A 20,672-nucleotide genomic window follows, 5' to 3' on the forward strand; every position below is an offset into this window, starting at 1 on the left:
AAACGTGAGAACTAGCGAACGCGGTAATGATATGCGTGCGCGCTGATGAATCCGAGCGTCGCATAACGACTGCGCGCGACCGCGTTGTCGGACTCGACTTGCAGGAAGACCTGCTCCGCGGACGACCACCCGACCCCCGCGCGCATCAGCGCGGCGGCCACACCCCGTCGCCGCCAGCGGTCGTCGGTGCGCATCCCGTAGACGCCGCACCAGCCGTCCGCGACGGCGAACATGCCCACTCCGACCGGCGTCCCGCGACTCACCGCGGTGGCGAAGGCGGCCGGTGCGGGCACCCGGTCGAGGCTCGGCTCCGGCGTGCCCCCGACGGCGGCGACCGCGTCCAGCCAGCGCGGTGCGGGCGACTCGTCCAGCAACACCTCGAAGTCCTGCGCCGGGCACGCCTGCAGCAGCGCGTCCCGCGAGGTCCGCATGACCGCGGTGGGCGCGCCCGCCCGGTAGCCGCGCGCGGCCAGCAGCTCGTCCAGCACCGAGTGCTCGTCGAGCGGGCTGACCTGCACGGTCGCCGGGCTGGAGCGCTCCGCGTAGAAGCGCTCAACGGTCTCGATCGCCGATTCCGGATCGTCCAGCGGGCCGATCGGCAGAGCCGAGTTCGAGCGGCGGCGCCGGAGCAGGTCGCAGTGCCGCAGCAACCACCCGTCGCGCAGCACCGCCGTGGTGGTGGGCCAGGTGGCGACCGCCGCGCGTTCGATGTCGCGCGTGACCGGGTGGCTCACTCGGTGCGGAAGGCCGGGTAGGGCTGCAGGTGCAGCGCACCTGCCCCGAAGCGCTCCACCAGCGCGTCGATCACCGTGTCCGCGAACTCCGCCACGTCCGTCAGCTGCGCGTCCTGCGCGTCGGAGCGCAGGTGCCGCCAGCGGTCGACCAGCGCGGTGCTGCGGCGCGGCGAGGGCTGGTGCAGGTCGATCGGCCGGTCGGTCTCACCGGTGCGCGGCAGGAACCACCACGTCGAGACCCACACCCACAGCAGCTGGGCGTTGAACAACCTGGGCAGCAGCACCTCGTCGGAGTCCAGCTCCGGCCACACCTCGGCGATCTCCGAGCGCCAGGTCGCGAGCATGCTCTGCGCCAGGTTCTCGGGTAAGGCGTAGGAGCACCACGAGGACGGGAACGGGTACTGCAGGTAGGCGGCGTCCATCGCGACGTCGCGCACGCAACCCCACTCGAAGTCCAGGAACCGGACCCCGCTGGACCCGGTGACCAGGCTGTTCTCCGGGCAGATGTCGGAGGGGCTGAACGACTGGTAGCGGCTCGAACCCAGCTGCTCGGAGGCGGCGGTGAGCCGCTCGACCAGCTCCGGCGGGGTGTCCACGCCGAGGATCTGGCTGAGCAGCTCGGGCAGCTCGCCGACCGAGGTGACGATGTCGTCGGAGACAGGGTCGGTCCACGACTTAGCACCGAGCCTGCGCATCAGCGCGTCGAAGTCGGCGGCGCAGCCGGCGGTGGTGCTGTGCAGGCGGCCCAGCGCACGCGCCCACGCGAGCAGCGCCCGCTCGGCGGCCCGCGGGTCCTCGGCGAAGAGCACGTCGGCGAGCGTGGAACCGCGGCCGAGGTCTTCGAGCACCAGCAGGCGCTCGTTGACGTCGTGCGCGATGAGCTCCGGGCTGACCCGCGCTTCCGGTGGCAGCGCCGTGGTCAGCTGGCAACTTGCCGCCTCGTGCGCGAACGGGTCCGAGCGCGCCTCGGGCGGGCACTCTCCGTAGTGCTTCACGACCACGGTGCGCGGCAGTTCGAACGGCGACTCGGCGATCCGCACCCGCAGCACGACCGAGCGGTCACTACCGCCCAGGTCCTCCGCGTCGGCAAGCCGCACCGGAGCTCCGGTCCTCTTGCCCAGCACCGCTTCTGCGGTGGCGACCGTGTCGGTCGCCTCGGTGCTGGCCGGGACCCGGACCTCCGGGGGGCCGGTGGTGATCTCCACGCTCATCGTCTCCAGACACTACCCCCAGAACCTGCATCACCAGGGCCATGACCGGTCAAGTGACACCTGACCGGACCGCCGTCGTGCGCACTGCGTGTTCACCTGGAACTCCAGCGCACACGACCCCCGTAGACGTTGACGGAACGGAGCCCCGGCGACGTTGCACGGGTGCCGAACGAACTCCGGGACCCCTCCGGACGGACGAGCCCGGCCGAGCGCGCGGCTCGGCCGGGCAACGCTCGGCAGCAGCGATGTCAGCTCTGCGGCTCGGCCTTGTCCGCCTCGGCCTTGGACGCCTCGGCCTTGGACGGCTTCGGCTTCGCGTCGATGCCGGCCTCCTTGCGCTGGCCGTCCGTGATCGGCGCCGGCGCCGCGGTCAGCGGATCGAACCCGCCGCCGCTCTTCGGGAAGGCGATGACGTCGCGCAGCGACTCGGCCCCCGCCAGCAGCATGCAGATCCGGTCCCAGCCGAAGGCGATGCCGCCGTGCGGCGGAGCGCCGTACTTGAACGCCTCGAGCAGGAAGCCGAACTTCTCCTGCGCCTGGTCCTCGGTGATCCCCAGCAGCTCGAACACCCGCTCCTGCAGGTCCGGCCGGTGGATACGAATGGAGCCGCCGCCGATCTCGTTGCCGTTGCAGACGATGTCGTAGGCCCAGGCCAGCGCGTTCTCCGGGTCCTTCTCGAAGTTGTCGATCCAGTCGGCGTTGGGCGAGGTGAACGGGTGGTGCACTGCGGTCCACTTGCCGCTGCCGACGGCGACGTCGCCGGACTCCATGTCCTCGACGGGCTCGAACATCGGTGCGTCGACGACCCACACGAACGACCACGCGTCGTGGTCGATGAGGCCGCAGCGCTCGCCGATCTCCAGACGGGCCGCGCCGAGCAGCCCGCGAGCCGAGGCGCGGCCGCCCGCGCCGAAGAAGACGCAGTCGCCGGGGTTCGCGCCGACGGCCTTGGCCAGGCCCTCGCGCTCGGACTCCGAGAGGTTCTTGGCGACCGGCCCGGACAGCTCGCCGTCCTGGCCGACGAGCACGTAGGCCAGACCCTTGGCGCCGCGCTGCTTGGCCCAGTCCTGCCAGGCGTCGAGCTGGCGGCGAGGCTGGTCGGCGCCACCGGGCATGACCACGGCACCCACGTAGGGCGCCTGGAACACGCGGAACGGCGTGTTCGCGAAGTACTCGGTCATCTCGGTGAGTTCGAGACCGAAGCGCAGGTCGGGCTTGTCGGTGCCGTAGCGGGCCATCGCGTCGGCGTAGGTGATCCGCGGGATCGGGCGCGGGATCTCGTGGTCGACCAGCTTCCACAGGCCGGCCAGGACCTCCTCGCCGAGCTCGATGACGTCGTCCTGCTCGACGAAGCTCATCTCGACGTCGAGCTGGGTGAACTCCGGCTGCCGGTCGGCGCGGAAGTCCTCGTCCCGGTAGCAGCGGGCGATCTGGAAGTAGCGCTCCATGCCGCCGACCATCAGCAGCTGCTTGAACAGCTGCGGCGACTGCGGCAGCGCGTACCAGCTGCCGGGCTGCAGGCGGGCCGGGATCAGGAAGTCACGGGCGCCCTCCGGGGTGGAGCGCGTCATCGTCGGCGTCTCGATCTCGACGAAGTCGCGGCCGTGCAGCGTCTCGCGCGCGATGCGGTTGACGTCGCTGCGCATCCGCATGATCCGCGCGGGCTCGGCGCGGCGCAGGTCCAGGTAGCGGTGCTTGAGGCGGATCTCCTCGCCGACCTCGAGGTGCTCGTCGAGCGGGAACGGCAGCGGCGCCGCCTCGCTGAGCACGTCCAGGTCGGTGACGGTGACCTCGATGGAACCGGTGGGAATCTCCGGGTTCTCGTTGCCCTCCGGGCGAACGACGACCTCACCGGTGATCTTGATGCAGAACTCGGCGCGCAGCCGGTGGGCGCGCTCCGCCATCTCGCCCTCGCGGAAGACCACCTGGGAGACGCCCGAAGCGTCGCGCAGATCGATGAAGATGACCCCGCCGTGATCGCGACGGCGCGCCACCCACCCGGCGAGGGTGACGGTCTGCCCGGCATGACCGGCGCGGAGCGATCCGGCCTCGTGCGTGCGCATCACGGGTACTGATCTCCTTCTTCCGCTTCTCGAGCGTTCGACATCGTTGGTCGGTCCCCACGCGCGTGAGCAGGCGGGACGCGAGGTTCAAGGCTAGCCAACCTGCCCCGGCCGATCGCGGGCAGGGCAGCGGCCCGCCCCGGGTCGCGAGCCGGGCAGATCGGAGCCTCGACCTCGCCCCATCAGGGTGTCAGGGTGGTGCAAACCATTTTCGCTGATGGAGATCGACAATTCCCGATTTTCTCGGACTCGATCCCGTCCGAGTGAACAACGTGGGACGTTGCATACGTGTGGAAGAGAGGAACAACAAAACACAGGCATCGCCCGAGGTGGGCTACTCCTAAAGTGGGAGCCGCCTACCGGAACTCGGTCGTTGCGCAACAGTGACCCACTGATTAGCGTAAGTTCGGAATTCGCCGGACACGAGGAGTAACGATGACCGGCCCGAAAACCGAGGCCCGCCCGACCGCCCGGCCAGCCGTCCGCGGCATGCAGCAGGGCGCCCCGCAGGCCCACCCGACCCAGCAGCCACCTCCCCAGGCCACGAAGCCGCAACCGACGCAGCAGGCCGGCGCGATCTCGGCCGAGCTGGCGGAACTGCTCCGAACGGGCCCGTTCGAAGCCGCTCTGCGCACCGCGATCCGATCAAGCCGCCTGAGCCTGGAGCGCATCCAGCACCGCCTGCGCGCCCGGGGAACGCCGGTCAGCATCACGGCGCTGAGCTACTGGCAGTCCGGGCGACGTCGTCCCGAGCGCCCCGATTCGCTGCTCGCGCTGGCCCAGCTGGAGCAGGTGCTGGGCGTTCCGGAGAGCTCCCTCTCCGCGCTGCTCGGCCCGCCGCGCCCGCGCGGCCGCACCCGCCAGGCATCGACCGAGGCGCCGCCGCTGAGCGCGCTGTGGTCGGAGCACGAGTCGGCCGCCGAACTGCTCACCAAGATCGACACCAACCACGACAGCAAGCTCACCCGCCTGTCGCACCACGACGTGGTGCACATCGATCAGAGCGGTGACCTGCGAAAGATCCGCACCCGCAAGCTCGTTCGCGCCGAAGCCAACAACGCGGACCGCTGGGTGATCATGTTCGACGGCGCGTCCTCGGTGGCCACGCCGCCGATCATCCGCCCGATCCGCTCGTGCCGGCTGGGCCAGGTGCTCACCGACCACGCCCGCGATCTGGTGGTCGCCGAGCTGCTGTTCGACCACGCCCTGGCGCGCGGCGAAACGCTGCTGCTGGAGTACGAGATCATCGACCCGCCGACCGGACCGAACGAGGCCGATCACAGCTTCTGCCGGCTCTTCCGGCTGCCCGTGCGGCAGTACGTGGTGGAGATGCAGTTCGATCCGGCGCACCCGCCCGCGGGGTGCGAGAGCTACGTCGGCGATTCGTCGATGCAGGAGGCCGAGCAGCCCAAGGCCCTCCAGGTGGATCGGTTCGGGCGCGCGCACGCGGTCGCGCTGGACTTCGGCATGGGAGTCTTCGGCGTCCGCTGGGAGCCCGAGGTGCAGGTCGACCCGGAGATCGCGGAGTAATCCGGTTCAGCGACCTGCCGTCACCCACCCCTCTGCACGCGCCGTAACGAACTCGAACAATTCAAGAAAAGACGAAACCCCGGATCGCGCTCGTCTTCACATTCGGGAAACAATGGCCGGACGCGCGCACAACGACTAAACAATTCCGGATTGCGACCGCTCGAACCGAGAGCACCGAGGGTTTCCGGAAATCGCCAAGAGGCCGAGCCGCAGCAACCTCCCACGGAGGTCGGCGCAGGCTCGGCCTCGCTGTCGTTCCAGCCCCTCGCCAGGCGAGACGCCGACAGGACATGACCTGCCGGTGAACACTCCCCAACTTGTCTATACAGGATGTCGGATCTGCGGGCAGGGTGGCGAGCATGAGTTCTGCTGCAACCGTCCTCGAATCCGCTCGCTCGGCCAGGTGGGAGGGCGTCGGCGGGCCGTTCCGCGTCATCGAGACGCCCTTGCCGCAGGTGCTGGCGGACGGTGAGGTGCTCGTCGAGGTCGAGCTGGCGACGGTCTGCGGCAGCGACCTGCACACCGTCACCGGCGATCGGCCGGGCCCGGCTCCCGGCGTGCTCGGGCACGAGCAGGTGGGGCGCGTCGTGGCCGTCGGCCCCGGTGCACCCCGGTGCCTCGACTCCACTCCGGTGACGCCCGGGCTGCGCGTCGTCTGGTCGGTGGCCGCCTCCTGCCTGCGCTGCGCGCGCTGCTCGGCGGGGATGCCGCAGAAGTGCCTGCACCTGCGCAAGTACGGGCACGAGGCGTGGGACGAGAAGAGCCCGCTGCGCGGTGGTTTCGCCACGCATTGCCTGCTGCTGCCGGGGACCGCGATCGCCACGGTCGACGAGTCCCTGCCCGGCGAGGTCGCGGCACCGGTGTCCTGCGCGACGGCGACGGTCGCGGCCGTGGTGGGCGCTGCGGGCCCCGTCGGGCCGGAGACCCGGGCGCTGGTCAACGGCGCCGGGATGCTCGGGCTGACGGCGGTGGCGATGCTCTCGGCGGCCGGTGCCCGCGTGGTGGCGGTCGACCCGCACCCCGAGCGCCGGGCTCAGGCCCTGCGGTTCGGGGCGAGCGAGGCGCAGCCGGTCGGAGCACCGATCGGCGAGTGCGATGTCGCGCTGGAGCTCTCCGGAGCCCTCGAGGCGGTGCAGTCCTGCCTCGACTCGCTGTCGGTGGGCGGGGTCGCCGTGCTCGCCGGCTCCGTCTCGCCGGGCCCGGCCGTCCGCCTCGACCCGGAGAGCCTGGTGCGCGGGCTGCACCGGATCGTCGGCGTGCACAACTACCACCCCCGCGACCTGCAGGTGGCGGTCGACTTCATCACCGAGCACCACCGGAACCGCCCGTTCGCCGAGCTGGTCGCCGGTCGTCACCGGCTCGACGAGCTCGATGCGGCCTTCGCCGCCGCGCGGCGGGGCGAAGCGCCCCGGCAGGCGATCGTTCCTCGAGTCAGGACCGGGCGACCTCTGCCGCGGCCGACGGCGTGAACTCGCCCGCCCACGCCGGGCCGGAGCGGGTCACGTCGGCCCGCCGGCTGCGGGTGTTGGTCACCGTCACCGAGGCGACGTCCGGCCGGTAGCGGTCCTCGGAGCACTCCAGAGGCGTGCCCGCGGAATCCGTGGTGACCCGGCGTTCGCGGAGCAGCGGCGCACCTTCACCCACCTCCAGCAGTCCCGCGTCGGTCGGGTCGGCGGCCACCGCGTCGAAGGTGTGCCGCGCCGCGTTGAGATCGACCCCCCGCTCGGTGAGGTAGGCGTAGATCGAGCCGGCGTCGAGATCGGCGTCGAGCAGCGGGCGACCGATCTGCTCGCGGTAGGTCATCCGCTCCAGCATCGCGGGCCTGCCGTCGAGCAGTCGCAGGCGCAGCAGCTGAACGGCCAGGGCGCCGGGTTCGAGCTGCAGCGCGGCGGCGATCGCCGGTTCCGGCCTGCGCAGCGCGATCTCCTGCAGCTGCTGGCCCGGGACGTGCCCGGTGATCTCCGCGCGCCGGGTGAACGACAGGAACGATTCGAACGGCTGGCTCGGCACGGCGTCGAGGACCACCGGCCGCTTGCCCTTGCCGCCCCCGATCAGCCCCTCGTCGCGCAGCGCGGCCAGGGCTTGGCGGATGGGGCCGCGCGAGACCGAGAACTCCTGGCACAGCTGGGATTCCGAGGGCAGGGAATCGCCCACCGCGATGTCCCCCGACCGGATGCGCTGCCGCAGTTCTCCCGCCAGTGCGCGGTGCAGTGGAGTCGTCACGAACTGGACTATACAAGCTCAGGCCGCGAGGAGATGGACGACCGGAAATCCCTGGTTGAACAGCAGATTACTTGTACATACAAGTCATTGACCTGCTGCGTTGAACGCTGACACGGTGACCGCCGTGAGCATGTCGAGCAGTTCTTCCGACCTCGTGGTCGTCGGTGCCGGGATCGTCGGTCTCGCGCACGCCGTGGACGCCGTGGAACGCGGCATGTCGGTCACGGTCGTCGAGCGGGACGAACGCGCGGTCGGCGCCTCGGTCCGCAACTTCGGGCACGCCTGCATCACCGCCCAGGAGGGCGAGGCGCTGCGCTTCGCCGAGCAGGCCCGCGCCACCTGGCTGCGGCTGGGCGAGCAGGCGGGTTTCGAGGTCGCCGAGTGCGGCACGGTGGTGGTCGCCCGGTCGGCCGAGGAGACCGCCGCGCTGGAGGAGCTCGCCACCAACCGAGGGACGGACCAGGTCCGGTTGCTCACCGCAGCTGAAACCGCCTCCGCCGCACCGGTATCAACCACGGGACTCGAAGGTGGCGCGCTGCTCGCCCGCGACCTGCGCGTCGACCAGCGGCGCGCCGCCGCGGCGATCGCCGACTGGCTCGCCGCTCAGCCCGGAGTTCGATTCCTGTGGTCCACCCCGGTTCTGGGTGTCGACGACGGCCTGGTGCGCACCGGCCGAGGTCCGGTGCGCGGTGACCGCGTCGTGGTGTGCGCAGGACACGACCTCGACCGGATCTTCCCGGAGACCGCGGAATCCGCCGGGATGCGCCGGTGCGTCCTGCAGATGCTGCAGGTCCGGGCACCCGGCCTGCGCCTGGACCCGGCACTGCTGACCGGCACCTCGATGCTGCGCTACCCGGCGCTGGCCGCGACCGGAGGCGCCCGCGCGCTGCGCACCCGGTTGAGCCACCAGCGCCCGGAACTGCTGGAGGCGTCGGTCAACCACATGCTCACCCAGCTGTCCGGCGGCGACCTCGTCGTCGGCGACACCCACACCTACGCCCGCACACCCGAGCCCTGGTCGTCGGAGGAGTTCGACCGGCTCCTGCTCGCCGAGACCCGCGCGCTCCTCGGCCGCGACGACCTCGACGTGGTGCGCCGCTGGCAGGGCGTCTACGCCTCGGCCGAGGGCGAGTTCCTCCGCGCCCGCCTCTCCCCCGGCGTCACCGCCGTCGCCGTGACCTCCGGAATCGGTATGACCACCGCTTTCGGGCTCGCTCCGTCCGTTCTCGACTCCCTCGCCTGAACCCTCCCTGGAGCCCTGATGTCCTTGCGCCGCTCGTTCCCGCGCCAGATCGCGCTCGCCCTCGTGACCGGCACGGTCCTGGCACTGACCGCCTGCGGTGGTGGCGACACCGCCGCCGAGTCGCCGACCTGCCCGGACGGCAAGATCCGCTTCGGCGTCGAACCCTTCGAAGACCCCGCCAGACTCACCCCCGCCGCGCAGAAGCTCGGGGACGCGCTGTCGAAGTCACTGCGCTGCCCGGTGGAGGTCCAGGTGACCCAGCAATACTCCGCCGAGGTCCTGGCCATGCAGAACGGCAAGCTCGACATCGCGATCTTCGGCCCGCTGGGCTACGTGTTCGCCAGCCAGCGCGCCGACGCCGAAGCGGTGGCGTCCTTCGCCGACGCGAACCGAGCGCTGTCCACCTACACCGCGGGCATCTGGGTTCCCGCGAACTCCGACATCACCTCGGTCCAGCAGCTGCGCGGCCGATCCCTCGCGCTGGGCTCCACCGGCTCCACCTCGGGAGACGCCCTGCCGCGCAAGGCGTTGGCCGACGCGCGGATCCCGGAGAAGGACGTGAAGATCGACTACGCCGGTGGCCACCCCGAGGCGCTGCTTGCGCTGACCAACGGAGCCGTGGACGCCGCCGAGATCAACTCGCAGCAGCTGGCCAGCGCCACCGCGGCCGGCACCTTCGATCCCGCCGCGCACCGCCAGATCTGGAGCTCGCCGCCGATCCCGAACGACCCGATCACCGTGCGCGGCGACATGGACCCGGCGTTCAAGCAGGCCGTCCGGGACGCGCTGCTGAACCTGGACCCGGCCACGGTGGGCGAGATCGGTGCGCTGCTGGACGTGTCGCCGCCCGGACCGCTGGTGCCCGTCGACCGCTCCACCTACCAGCCGCTGTTCGACCTGGCCGCTGCCCTCCACCTCACCGAAGGCGACGCCTGATGCTCACCGCCACCGGACTGACCGTCCACTACGGACCCCGCGAGGTCCTGCACCAGGTCGACGTGACCGTGGAATCGGGTGAACTGCTGGCCGTGCTCGGCGCCAACGGGTCCGGCAAGTCCACGATGCTGCGCGCGGCGGCCGGGCTCGTCGCATCGGACGGCACCGTCACCGTCGACGGACGACGCCGAGGGCCGCTGGACATCGCCCTGGTGTTCCAGCGGATCCACCTCGTGGGCAGGCGCACCGCGCTGGACAACGTCTGCGCCGGCGCGCTGGGCAGGCTCCCGCTGCACCGCTCGCTCGCGCCCCGCCTGTTCCCCCGCGAGGTGCGGGAGGAGGCGATGGCCTGCCTGGACCGGGTCGGGCTCGCCGATCGCGCGCACGACCGCGCCGCGGGGCTGTCCGGCGGGCAGCAGCAGCGCGTCGCCATCGCCCGCGCGCTGTGCCAGCGAGCACCGGTGGTGCTGGCCGACGAACCGGTGTCCGCGCTGGACCCGGCCGCCGCCGAGCAGGTGCTGGAACTGCTGGCCGAACTCGCCCACACCGAGCGGTTGGCGGTGCTCGCCGTCCTGCACCAGCCGGACCTCGCCCGCCGCTACGCCGACCGCGTCGTCGGACTGCGCGACGGCTCCGTCGTCCTCGACGGCGACCCCGCTCAGCCCGTCGATTCCCTGTACCCGCACGCCCTGCTGGAGATCCCGTCGTGACCACCGCCGTGCAAGAACCCGCACGTCGCGCAGTGCCGCCGAAACCGCCGCGCATCCGGCTCCGGATCGTCGGCTGGATCGTCGCGGCGCTGGTGCTCGCCGCCCACGTGGCCGCCTGGAACGCCACCGAGATCTCGGTGTCCGCGCTCGTCGAGGGCGCCACCGGCATGGGCGAGTTCCTGTCGGAGGCCATCCCTCCCGAGCTGAGCTCGGACGTCCTCGGCGAGAGCGTGTCGGCCGCCGTCGTCACGCTCTGGATCGGCCTGCTGGGCACCACGTTGTCCATCCCCGGTTCGCTGGTGCTGGCGCTGCTGGCGACTCGCGGGAGCGCACCCGGCTGGATCTACCAGGCCGCCAGGGGACTGCTGTCGTTCCTGCGCGCGGTCCCGGACGTGGTGTTCGCGCTGATCTTCGTCACCGCCGTCGGGCTCGGCCCGTTCCCCGGCGTGCTGGCGCTGGTGTTCCACAACATCGGCGTCATGGGCAAGCTGTGGGCGGAGACGCTGGAGGAGGCCGATCCCGGTCCTGCGCAAGCGCTTCGCTCGGCCGGTGCGGGTCGCGTCCAGGTCGCCCTGCACGCGCTGCTGCCGGTGGTGACACCGCAGATGGTCGGGTTGCTGCTGTACCGGTTCGACGTCAACGTGCGGTCCTCGCTGGTGCTGGGACTGGTCGGCGCGGGCGGCATCGGTTTCCTGATCAACCAGGCGATCCAGCTCTTCCAGTTCGACGAGATGCTCACGCACATCCTGGTGGTGCTGGTGCTGATCGTCGTCGTGGACCAGCTCTCCGCCCTCATCCGCCGACTGCTCGGGAGCACATCGTGATCGCTCTGGTCGCACTGGACATCGCAGGTACCACCATCGACGAGGGAGGTGCGGTCTACCGGGTGCTCGCCGAGGTCGTCGCCGAGCACGGCACCCCTCCCCCGGACGCCGAGGTGCGCCGCTGGATGGGTGCGGACAAGCGCGCAGCGCTGGCCGCGCTCACCGGCGACCCCGACGCGGTGGAGCAGCTGCACGACCGCTTCGTCACCCGCCTCAGGGAGGCCTACGCCGGCACCCCGCCGAAGCCGTTCCCGGGAGTGCCGGAAACCCTTGCAGCGCTACGCGAATCGGGAGTTCGAGTCGCGCTGACCACCGGGTTCGACCGGCGCATCACCGACACCATCCTGTCCGAAGTGGACTGGAAGGTCGGCGAGCAGCTGGACGCGGTGGTCTGCGCGAGCGAGGTCCGAGAGGGGCGCCCGGCCCCGGACATGATCCACCGCGCCATGGAGCTGACCGGGATCACCGACCCCGCCCAGGTCCTCACCGCAGGCGACACCGTCCTCGACGTCCAGGCGGGCCACGCCGCCCGCGCGGGCCACGTGATCGGCGTCCTCACCGGAGGCCAGACCCGGGCCGAGCTGGAGCAGCACGCCCCCACCCGGATCCTGCCCGGAGCAGCGGACCTGCGCGAAATCCTGGACACCACGCGCTAGTGCTCTGTCCACGGACGTTGACCGGTGGGGCGAGACGCCGGTCAGCGTTCATGGTCGGTGGGCGGGATGCGTCCAGGCCGGTCGGAGGGCAGATCCAGCCCTGGGGCACCGAAGGACGACCTCGCCACCCGCGTCCGGTGCGCCGTGCCGGGTCGAGACCGTCGTTGCGCCGCGTCCCCTTAGAGTGGGGGTTCCAGCGTGACCGATCTGGCCAGGTGATGGATGCCGCGTAACCGACGCCCGCAGGACCGGGAGGAGAAGCGTGGCGAGATCGTCGCCGCGGCCACGCGGTTGTTCGTGGAAGAAGGCTACGACCCCACGACGATGGCGCGGATCGGGCGTGAGGCGGGGGTCACCTCCAACACCGTCTACTGGTACTTCAAGGACAAGGACGAGGTCCTGGTCGCCGTTCTGGACGCGCTGTTCGCGCATTTCCTGGACGGCGTGACGGCACGCTCGGCTGAACCGCCGGTCGACCAGTTGTTGTGGGCGGTCACCGAGCTGCGGCGGGTCGATCGGCTGATCACGACGGTGCACGCCAGGGTCGCGGCTTCGGAGTCGTTGCGGGTGTGGCACGACGGCTTCCACGAGCAGGTGGAGACGATCCTGCGGTGGCATCTGGCCGCGTTGGGCGTGCCGGAGACCGAGCAGACCGAGATGACCCGGATCGGGGTGTTCGTCGTCGAAGGGATGCTGACGCACGCAGGCGATGCCGCGAGCGATCGCGCCGTCGTCGAGACGTTGGTGCGCAGTGCCCGCGGCATCGCCGCAGTGCCGAGCTCCCCCGACGTCAGGTGATGCGGCGGGTCGGCTACCTGCCCGCCGCGGCCGTGAACCGGGCGGCGAGGAACCGAACCTGGTCTGCGACGGCGCGCTCGAACAGATCACCGACGTAGACGTCGAAGTGGTCGCCGTCGTAGTGGTTGACCTGGACGTGGTCCTGCCCGGCCGCGAGGCGGGCCGTGGTGCGCGCAGGGGCGGCGCGGTCGTCGTCGCACACGCACAAGAGGGTCGCCGCGGCGACCTTGCGAATGTCCTTGCCCGGCCGGTACAGCGGCAACCGCAACGCGAGCCGGGCCGCGATCGCGTTGGCGCTGTCACCGCCACCGGCCGAGCCCCTCATGACACCCCAGATCGTGTCGCGGCCCACAGCGGTGTCGCCGGGGCGGAACGGCTGCCCACCCGTCTCGACGGTCGGAGACAGCCCCTTGCCCAGGGCGGGGAACCGGGCGAGGGCCCCGGCTGTGCGAGGTGAGAGCCGCGACCCCGCCGGCATCAGCCTGGACGCCTCGGCGATCGTGGTCGGCGACACCAGGAAGGCGGGCATCCACCACACCCCGACCACCGGAGCCAGCACTGGCTTCGCCCCGAACACCGAACCGACGACATCGAGCACGGCGGCGATGATGAGCCCGACCGTGCTCACCGGGCTGGCCCGGAACCGGGAGAACAACGACGCCGGGCCGTCGGTGAACGGGCACTGGGCCACGACCGCGGCCACGCCGTGGTCCTCGCTCGCGACCCTCAGCACGTGCCCGCCGCCGAACGAAGTCCCCCACAACGCGATTCGGTCGGGGTCGACCTCCGGCAGGGACCGGCCGTAGGCCACTGCCGCGCGCCAGTCGTCGAGCTGGTCGCCGATGTCGAGCAGCTGCCGAGGAGATCCTTCGCTGGCACCCAGGTACCGGTAGTCGAACACCAGCACCATCCACCCCTGCGCGGCGAACCGCTCCGCGAACGCGTCCAACCTCCACTCCCGCACGGCACCCAACCCGTGCGCCATGACCACCAACGGCCGAGGCCCGCCTTCGGCTGCCGGCACGTACAGCCAGGCCGCGCACCGCACGCCCCCTGACTCGAACCACACGTCCCGCCGCACGGACCCGGTGCGGCCGTCCTTCTCCGCCGAAGTTCCCATCGCCTACCTTATTCAGCTCACCCGTCGCTCTTGACTTGCAATCAAGAGCCAGTCGGCGCGAACGTTAGAACCCTCTTGATTGGAAGTCAAGAAACGATGCCCGGCGCTGCACGGCGAAGGCGCTCGCCCCGCAGTCGCCGAAAGAAGTGCCGCTCCGACCACGGGATCAGATCGGCGCATCACCCCGACGCCCTCGATCGCGGGCGATCGAAACCTACCCTTGCCCAAGGGTTTCCGACTACCACACCACGTGCCGCACGGGGTGAAGCGTGCCGCTGCAGGCGCAGACCCCGCTTCCCCGAAGTCGTTGCGCGGCCTCGGCTGATGGCCGGCGCGCACATCCCGTCGCAGCCCTGACTTCGGCGCGATCTGCGGGGTTGACACGGCTCGGGGTGGGCTGAATACTTCCGGCCAAATCGATTTGGCCCTGGTGATCCGGCGAACCACGCGCGTGTCGGCAGGGCGTCATCCGGCACCCCGCGGGCCGGCAGCACCGCCCCATCCCGTTCGCCCGACCTCCCGGGAACGGAGGATCGAAGTGCCAAGACATCCGGTCGACGAATTCCGCCCGCTGTCCCGTCTCGTCCCCTTCGGCCTGCAGCACGTGCTGGTCATGGCCGCTGCACCGATCTCCAGCGTCTTCCTGGTCGCCAAGACCCTCGACCTGGCTCCGGACCTCACCGTCCGGTTGCTCTCGGCGACGTTCGTGCTGGCCGGAATCGGCACGCTCGTGCAGTCTTTCGGCCCGTGGCGCATCGGCGCCCGGCTGCCGTTCGTGATGCTGCCCGGCGGCGCCCCGGTGATCCTGTTCCTGGCGATCGCGCAGGAGCACGGCGTCCGGACCGCCGTCGGGGCGGTGATCCTCACCGGCGCCTTCTACTTCCTGGCGCTTCCGCTGTTCAGCCGACTGCTGCGGTTCTTCCCCGGCATCGTGATCGGGACGATGATCGTCCTGGTCGGCGTCACGCTGATCAAGTCCGGTGCCCAGCTCATCACCGGAAAGCCCAGCAGTCCCGGCTTCGGCGATCCCCGGCACCTGCTGCTCGGCCTGGCGACCATCGCGTTCACGGTGCTGCTGCACCGGTTCCTGCGCGGCATGGCGCGGCAGCTCGCGGTCGTGCTCGGGCTCGTCGCGGGCACCGCGCTGGCAGCCGCGCTCGGCGAGCTGCGCTTCGACGGGTTCGGTTCCGAGCTCGTGACCCTGCCGACGCCGTTCCCGTTCGGGCCTCCGGAGTTCGACGTCCTCGCCGCGATCCCGCTGCTCATCTTCGCGCTCGCGTCGATGGCCGAGGCCACCGGTCAGACCGTGCTCAACGCCGAGGTCGTCGGCAAGGAGATCGACGTGCGGCGCGACGCCCCGCGCACCATCCGCGGCGACGGCCTGATCTCCCTGATCGGCGGGTTCTTCGGCACCTCGCTCATGGTCACCAGCGGCGAGAACATCGGCATCGTCCGGATGACAGGCGTGCGCAGCCGATACGTCACGGTCGTCGCCGGGGTGGTGCTCGTCGTCATCGGGCTGTTCGCACCCTTCGCGCGCGTGATCGACGCCATCCCGCCCTCGGTGGTCGGCGGCACGGCGGTCGTCGTGTTCGGCGTGATCGCCGTGATGGGCGTGCAGATGCTGCGGGACTACGACCTGTCCGACCACCGGAACCTGCTGGTCGTCGCGGTGCCTCTCGGCCTCGGGCTGATGCCCGTTCTGGTGCCCGGCATCTACGACCAGCTGCCGCCCACCGCGAGCATCGTGCTCGAGAGCGGTGTCGCTGTCGGCGCGGCGAGCGCCGCGGTGCTCAACGCGCTGTTCCACCACCTCCGCAAGACCGAACGAAGTGAGGACACCGTTGCGGCCTGACGCCTTCGACGACGACGAGTTCCTGCTGCTCCCCGAGGTCGTGCTGCTGCCCGGCGGGCCGGTGCGCGGCTGGGCCGCCGTCGTCTCCCACGGCGAGTTCGCGATGGTCGGCGAGGCCGACGCCGTGGCCGCCGCCCACCCCGGACTGCGTCCCGTGCACCTGGACCGGCACCTGCTCATGCCCGGTTTCGTGGACGCGCACCACCACCTCACCCAGACCTTCGGCAAGGCGCTCGCCTTCGGGGAGCCCTCGGAGATCTTCCGGCGGATCTGGGTGCCGCTCGAACAGCAGCTCACCGAGGAATCCGCCCACGTGGCGGCGAAGCTGGCCGCGTTCGAGTCCCTCCGCGGGGGCTTCACCACGGTCGCGGAGGCGGGAACCCGGGCACCGGTCGACCTCGCGAGCGTCGCGCAGGGGGTCGACGAGGCCGGGCTGCGGTGCGTTCTCGGCGCCGTGTGCGAGGATCCGGAGTCGGCCGAGCGGCACCTGAACCGCTGGGACTCGCCGCTGCTCCACCCCTCCCTGGCGATCCCGACCCCGGGGCACGTACCGGATGACGTGCTGAGAGAACTCGCGCAGCTGTGCCGAGATTCGGCCGCGGTTCTGCAGATCCACGTCAACGAACACCTCGCTTCAGTGGAGAGATCGTTGGAACAGCACGGACTCCGGCCGCTGGAACACCTCGACGAGATCGGCGCGCTGGGACCGCAGACCCTCGGCGCGCACGCGACCCTGCTGACCCCGGGTGAGATCCGGTTGCTGGCCGAGACCGGGGCGGCGATCAGCTACAACCCGGTCGCCAGCGCCTGGAAGGGGAATGCGGTGGCGCCCGCGACGTTGCTCTCCGCGCTCGGCGTCCGCTTCGGGATCGGCACCGACGGCACGCGCGGCGACGGGTTCCGGCTGGTGGACGCGGCAGAGTTCGCGCAGCGGATCGCTTCGGGACTGGCCACCGGGGATTCCTCGTGCGGCGGCGGCTGGACCTGGTTGCAGCGCGCGATCTCCGGTGACGCCGTCGGGCTCGACCGGATCGGCAGGATCGAAACCGGTTGCCTGGCCGACTTCCTGCTCGTCGACCTGGACGTCCCCGAGCTGCGCCCGTCGTGGGACCTGCCGTGGGAGCTGGTCCGGTTGGCCAACCGCGACCAGATCACGGCGGTCTTCGTCGGCGGACGCCTCCGGCTCTGGCGCGGCTGGCCGGTCGACTGGGACGGTCGAGAGCTCCTCGAGCGCGGCGAGGAGCTGGCCCGCGAGGTGGTGGCGGCCGCGCCGTTGCACCGCGTGCACCCCCGATCCACGGAGGTGCGCGCGTGAGCCCCGTCCTGCTGGCCGTCACCGCCCTGGTCGTGGCCGTCGCGGCGTTCGTGCAGGGCAGCACGGGGGTCGGGTTCGCGCTGATCGTCGCACCGGTGGTGGGGCTCGTGGAACCCGCGCTGCTGCCGGTCTTCCTGCTGGCGCTGATGATCCCGCTCAACCTCTACGTCGCCGGCCGCGAGCGCGGGAAGCTCGACTGGCACGGTGCCAAGTGGATCACCGCGGGCCGGTTCGCCGGCACCTTCGGCGGGCTCTGGGTGCTCGTCGCCGTGCCGCTGGCGCAGCTCAACCTCGTGGTCGGCGCGTCGACGGTGCTGGCGGCCGTGGTCACGCTGCTCGCGCCGTCGTTCCAGCCGGGTCGCGGTGCGTTCGTGGCCGCTGGCGCGTTCACGGGCGTGACCGAGACGGCGACCGGCGTCGGCGGGCCCCCTCTCGCGCTGGTCTACCAGCACCACCCGGCCGCGGTCCTGCGCTCGACCGTCGCGGTCTGCTTCATCGCCGGTGAGGTGATCTCGCTGGTGGTCCTCCTGATCACGGGCAAGATCACGCTGCACGCGCTAGGAATGGCGGCGGTACTGCTCCCGGCCGTGGCACTGGGCGGGCTGCTGAGCCGCTTCGTCCACCACCGACTCAACGACCGCGTGATGCGCCTGCTCGTGCAGCTCTTCGCGATCGTGTCCGGCGTGGTCCTGCTGATCGCGGGCTGACCCATCAGCGCAGCGACGACCTGCGGGGGACGAGAACCGGTGCCGGGACGGCGGCTTCGGTCTTCTCGGTGTCGCTGCGGAGGCCGGCGATGAGCAGTTCGACGGCCTGGGCAGCGGCATCACCGAGGTGGAGGTCGACCGCGGTGAGCGGTGGGTCGCAGGTGCGGGCCCGCAGGCCGTCGTAGCGGGTCGCGACGAGCACGTCGTCGGGGACGCGGCGTCCGCGATCGGTCAACGCGCGCACGGCTCCGACCGCGAACGCGTCCACCATCGCGCAGATGGCGTCGACGTCCGGCTCCTGCTCCAAGACCTCCAGGCAGGACTTGTATCCGGCGTCCTCCCCACCGGATTCGTCCGCCGTGACGACCAGCGGCCGAATCCCCCGCTCCGCCGTGAAGTCCCGGTAGGTCTGCTCCACGTCCACGTAGGAGTGGCGGCGGCCGGAGCCGATCATCAGCGCGATCCGCTCCGCGCCCTGCTCCCGCAAGTGGTCCAGGAGCAGGCGCCCGACCGCTGCGGCGTGCAGGTCGACGTGCGGCACGTCGACCCCGGGGTGGCGCCCCAGCGCGACGATCGGAAGACCGCGCGCTCGCAGCTGATTCGTCGTCACGTCGGCCTCGCCCGGCTCCACGACGATCACACCGTCGACGTCCAGCGTGTTCAGCGGCGGATCCGCCTCCACGGGAGGGACCAGCACCAGCGCGAACCCGTGCAGCAGCGCCGTTTCGGCCGCCGCCGCGGCGGCCTCCATGAAGAAGCCGAGCCGGGACGGTCCACCGGCGACCGCGACGGGCATCGACGACACCAGCCCGATCGTCCGCGACTCACCACGCCGAAGCCGTTGCGCCCGCAGGCTGGGCCGGTAGCCGAGCTCGGCGGCGACCTGCGCGACCCGTTCCCGCGTGCGGGGATCGACCTTGCCCACGCCGTTGAGCGCGTGCGACACCGTCGTCCGGGACACCCCGGCGGCGCGCGCCACGTCCGCGATGGTGGGACGCGTCCCCTCCATGGCCACCTCCTCGCGCCCACCCTATGCGCACACCGGAGACGACCGCCGTGCCCACGCGGAGCGGACGCGGCGCGAATCAGCGCACCCCCACCCAGCAGGGCACCAGGCGCGGACGCCGAGTCACGTTGCGGGATGCGCACCAACTCCCAGTTTTAGTCCAAACTGAGCCGACATTTCGGACATGATCATGGCTCGGTTTGGACTAAAACTGGGACTACGACTACGTCGCTAGCCTCGCCGTCGCTGCGGAAACGCAGCCCACGGCGTGTTAGCCCTCGACGGGCCAGCGGAGCAGGAACTTGCCCAGTGCGTCGTCGATGAGGCGTCCGCGGTCGGTCGGTTCCCCGTCGGCATCGCGGTGTTCGCTGAAGGCGTCGGACAGGATCTCTTCCACGGCCTCGCGTTCGTCCTGACTGGGTTCGCTACTTGTGCGCAGCGACTTCAGCAGGCCGCTGTCGTACTCGCGGAGTACTGCGATGAAGACGCCCTGGAGCTCGGGCGGCAAGCTGTCGATCACGTTGTTCATGGATGCCTCCCCCCGTTCGAATTTGGCGCCCGCGTGGTGAGCACGCGGTTGCGGCCATCCCCGAGATCACAGCAGGGTGAGCTGGCGAATGCGGTCCGGGGTGGCATCGGACTGCGGGTCGAGCCGGTGCTCCGACCGCTGCGGACGCACCAGACCGTGCCGTTCCTTGGCCTGTTCGACCAGATCGACGACCTGGCGCTGGTAGGACTTCGGCGTGTAGGCGCCGTTGCGGTAGAGGCGTTCGTAGAGCGGGAGCAGGTCTGGACGCCGGGCGCTCAGCCACTCGTGGAACCACTCGCGCGCGCCCGAGCGCAGGTGCAGCACGATCGGCGTCACGCTCACCGCGCCCGCCTCGGCGATCGCGCCCACCGTGGCGTCGATCTGCTCCGGTGAGTCGCTGAGCCCCGGCAGGATCGGCGCCATCAGCACCGAACAGCCGGTGCCCGCCTCGGCGAGCCGGCGCACCACGTCGAGGCGGCGCAGCGGTGAGGGAGTTCCGGGCTCCACCTCCCGCCACAACGCCTCGTCCACCGACCCGATCGACGTCGCGACCGACACCCTGGTCCGCTGCGCGGCCTGAGCGATCAGGTCCAGGTCCCGCAGGATCAGCGTGCCCTTGGTCAGGATCGAGAACGGATTCGCTCGATCCCGCAAAGCGGCGATGATCTCCGGCATCAACCGGTAGCGCCCCTCCGCGCGCTGGTACGGATCGGTGTTGGTGCCCATCGCGACCGGCTCACCGTCCCAGCGCGGACTCGCCAACTCCTTGCGCAGCAACGCCGGCGCGTTCACCTTCACCACGATCTTGCTGTCGAAATCACGCCCGGAGTCCAGGTCCAGGTACGTGTGCGTGCGACGCGCGAAGCAGTAGACGCAGGCGTGGGTGCAGCCCCGGTACGGGTTCACCGTCCACCGGAACGGCACCTGCGACTCGCCCGGCACCCGGTTGATGATCGACTTCGCCTGGATCTCGATCGCGAAGGCGCCGTCGGTCCCGGCCTCGATCGGCTTCGGCTCGGGCAACGCCAACCCGGCTCGGCCGCTCCCGCGCTCAGGCTCCGGCAACCCGAGCGGCAGCTCGAACCGCCCGTCGACTCGCTGCTCTTCCCATCGCATGCACCCATTCGAACACAGATTCGATTCCCTGTCGACTCCAGTCCGCCTCTCTCACCCGATCAAGCGGCTCAGCGATCAACACGACCCCCGAGGCGC

19 protein-coding genes are annotated in these 20,672 nt (G+C 71.0%); 11 read left to right on the top strand and 8 right to left on the bottom strand.

The genetic code is table 11. The features are described 5' to 3' along the window. Positions 1–11: 11 nt before the first annotated feature. The 3 genes from FHU35_RS05130 to aspS form a co-directional block, all read right to left on the bottom strand. Complete coding sequence (locus tag FHU35_RS05130; RefSeq protein WP_145737202.1) at positions 12–734, bottom strand: GNAT family N-acetyltransferase; 723 nt, start codon at positions 732–734, stop codon at positions 12–14. After that, on the bottom strand, positions 731–1,945 hold the full coding sequence (locus tag FHU35_RS05135; RefSeq protein WP_145737203.1) for a phosphotransferase: 1,215 nt from the start codon (positions 1,943–1,945) through the stop codon (positions 731–733). Before FHU35_RS05135 ends, FHU35_RS05130 begins: the two co-directional genes overlap by 4 nt. Positions 1,946–2,193: 248 nt before the next feature. Continuing rightward, positions 2,194–4,011 (bottom strand): aspartate--tRNA ligase, encoded by a 1,818-nt coding sequence (gene aspS / locus FHU35_RS05140; RefSeq protein WP_145737204.1) that lies wholly within the window; start codon positions 4,009–4,011, stop codon positions 2,194–2,196. Between the two features lie 432 nt (positions 4,012–4,443). Between aspS and FHU35_RS05145 the strand changes: the two genes are divergently transcribed. Both FHU35_RS05145 and FHU35_RS05150 read left to right on the top strand, forming a co-directional pair. Further along, positions 4,444–5,538, top strand: coding sequence for a hypothetical protein (locus FHU35_RS05145; RefSeq protein ID WP_145737205.1), 1,095 nt, complete (start codon positions 4,444–4,446; stop codon positions 5,536–5,538). 359 nt (positions 5,539–5,897) lie between these two features. Beyond that, complete coding sequence (locus tag FHU35_RS05150; protein WP_145737206.1) at positions 5,898–7,007, top strand: zinc-binding dehydrogenase; 1,110 nt, start codon at positions 5,898–5,900, stop codon at positions 7,005–7,007. Here the strand turns inward: FHU35_RS05150 and FHU35_RS05155 are convergent. After that, positions 6,970–7,761, bottom strand: coding sequence for a GntR family transcriptional regulator (locus FHU35_RS05155; RefSeq protein ID WP_222429275.1), 792 nt, complete (start codon positions 7,759–7,761; stop codon positions 6,970–6,972). The two genes, FHU35_RS05150 and FHU35_RS05155, sit on opposite strands and share 38 nt — an antisense overlap. A 115-nt stretch (positions 7,762–7,876) precedes the next feature. Here FHU35_RS05155 and FHU35_RS05160 point away from each other — a divergent pair, with 115 nt between their 5' ends. The 6 genes from FHU35_RS05160 to FHU35_RS05185 all read left to right on the top strand — a co-directional run bounded on the left by FHU35_RS05160 (position 7,877) and on the right by FHU35_RS05185 (position 12,928). Continuing rightward, positions 7,877–9,004: a TIGR03364 family FAD-dependent oxidoreductase gene (locus FHU35_RS05160; RefSeq protein WP_246110076.1), complete on the top strand. Its 1,128-nt coding sequence runs from the start codon at positions 7,877–7,879 to the stop codon at positions 9,002–9,004. Between the two features lie 18 nt (positions 9,005–9,022). Next, on the top strand, positions 9,023–9,940 hold the full coding sequence (locus tag FHU35_RS05165) for a phosphate/phosphite/phosphonate ABC transporter substrate-binding protein (protein WP_145737207.1): 918 nt from the start codon (positions 9,023–9,025) through the stop codon (positions 9,938–9,940). Further along, positions 9,940–10,650: a phosphonate ABC transporter ATP-binding protein gene (locus FHU35_RS05170; RefSeq protein ID WP_145737208.1), complete on the top strand. Its 711-nt coding sequence runs from the start codon at positions 9,940–9,942 to the stop codon at positions 10,648–10,650. Before FHU35_RS05165 ends, FHU35_RS05170 begins: the two co-directional genes overlap by 1 nt. Continuing rightward, positions 10,647–11,474, top strand: a complete 828-nt coding sequence (phnE, locus tag FHU35_RS05175; RefSeq protein WP_145737209.1) for a phosphonate ABC transporter, permease protein PhnE — start codon at positions 10,647–10,649, stop codon at positions 11,472–11,474. The genes FHU35_RS05170 and phnE overlap by 4 nt, the downstream gene beginning before the upstream one ends. Further along, the gene (locus tag FHU35_RS05180; protein ID WP_145737210.1) at positions 11,471–12,130 is read left to right on the top strand and encodes a phosphonatase-like hydrolase; all 660 of its coding nucleotides are present in this window, start codon (positions 11,471–11,473) and stop codon (positions 12,128–12,130) included. The genes phnE and FHU35_RS05180 overlap by 4 nt, the downstream gene beginning before the upstream one ends. 222 nt (positions 12,131–12,352) lie before the next feature. Next, entirely contained in the window at positions 12,353–12,928 is a 576-nt protein-coding gene (locus FHU35_RS05185) for a TetR/AcrR family transcriptional regulator (protein ID WP_145737211.1), read from the top strand. A gap of 13 nt (positions 12,929–12,941) precedes the next feature. Here FHU35_RS05185 and FHU35_RS05190 read toward each other — a convergent pair whose 3' ends face one another. Then, complete coding sequence (locus FHU35_RS05190; RefSeq protein ID WP_145737212.1) at positions 12,942–14,048, bottom strand: alpha/beta hydrolase; 1,107 nt, start codon at positions 14,046–14,048, stop codon at positions 12,942–12,944. A 538-nt stretch (positions 14,049–14,586) separates the two neighbouring features. Between FHU35_RS05190 and FHU35_RS05195 the strand changes: the two genes are divergently transcribed. Genes FHU35_RS05195 through FHU35_RS05205 form a run of 3 tightly spaced genes read left to right on the top strand, consistent with a single transcriptional unit; the run spans position 14,587 to position 17,925 of the window. After that, positions 14,587–15,903, top strand: coding sequence for a uracil-xanthine permease family protein (locus tag FHU35_RS05195; protein ID WP_145737213.1), 1,317 nt, complete (start codon positions 14,587–14,589; stop codon positions 15,901–15,903). Then, positions 15,893–17,218, top strand: a complete 1,326-nt coding sequence (locus tag FHU35_RS05200) for an amidohydrolase family protein (RefSeq protein ID WP_246110077.1) — start codon at positions 15,893–15,895, stop codon at positions 17,216–17,218. Before FHU35_RS05195 ends, FHU35_RS05200 begins: the two co-directional genes overlap by 11 nt. Beyond that, complete coding sequence (locus FHU35_RS05205; protein ID WP_145737214.1) at positions 17,215–17,925, top strand: sulfite exporter TauE/SafE family protein; 711 nt, start codon at positions 17,215–17,217, stop codon at positions 17,923–17,925. Before FHU35_RS05200 ends, FHU35_RS05205 begins: the two co-directional genes overlap by 4 nt. Positions 17,926–17,929: 4 nt before the next feature. On the opposite strand, the gene FHU35_RS05210 is transcribed toward FHU35_RS05205, so the two are convergent. From FHU35_RS05210 to FHU35_RS05220, 3 genes are all read right to left on the bottom strand, one after another. Continuing rightward, complete coding sequence (locus FHU35_RS05210; protein ID WP_145737215.1) at positions 17,930–18,934, bottom strand: LacI family DNA-binding transcriptional regulator; 1,005 nt, start codon at positions 18,932–18,934, stop codon at positions 17,930–17,932. Between the two features lie 268 nt (positions 18,935–19,202). Beyond that, the gene (locus FHU35_RS05215) at positions 19,203–19,460 is read right to left on the bottom strand and encodes a hypothetical protein (protein ID WP_145737216.1); all 258 of its coding nucleotides are present in this window, start codon (positions 19,458–19,460) and stop codon (positions 19,203–19,205) included. A 66-nt stretch (positions 19,461–19,526) separates the two neighbouring features. Continuing rightward, on the bottom strand, positions 19,527–20,576 hold the full coding sequence (locus FHU35_RS05220) for an Rv2578c family radical SAM protein (RefSeq protein WP_145737217.1): 1,050 nt from the start codon (positions 20,574–20,576) through the stop codon (positions 19,527–19,529). Between the last annotated feature and the right edge of the window lie 96 nt (positions 20,577–20,672).

This window comes from Saccharopolyspora dendranthemae (assembly GCF_007829955.1).
GTDB classification, from domain to species: Bacteria; Actinomycetota; Actinomycetes; order Mycobacteriales; family Pseudonocardiaceae; genus Saccharopolyspora; species Saccharopolyspora dendranthemae.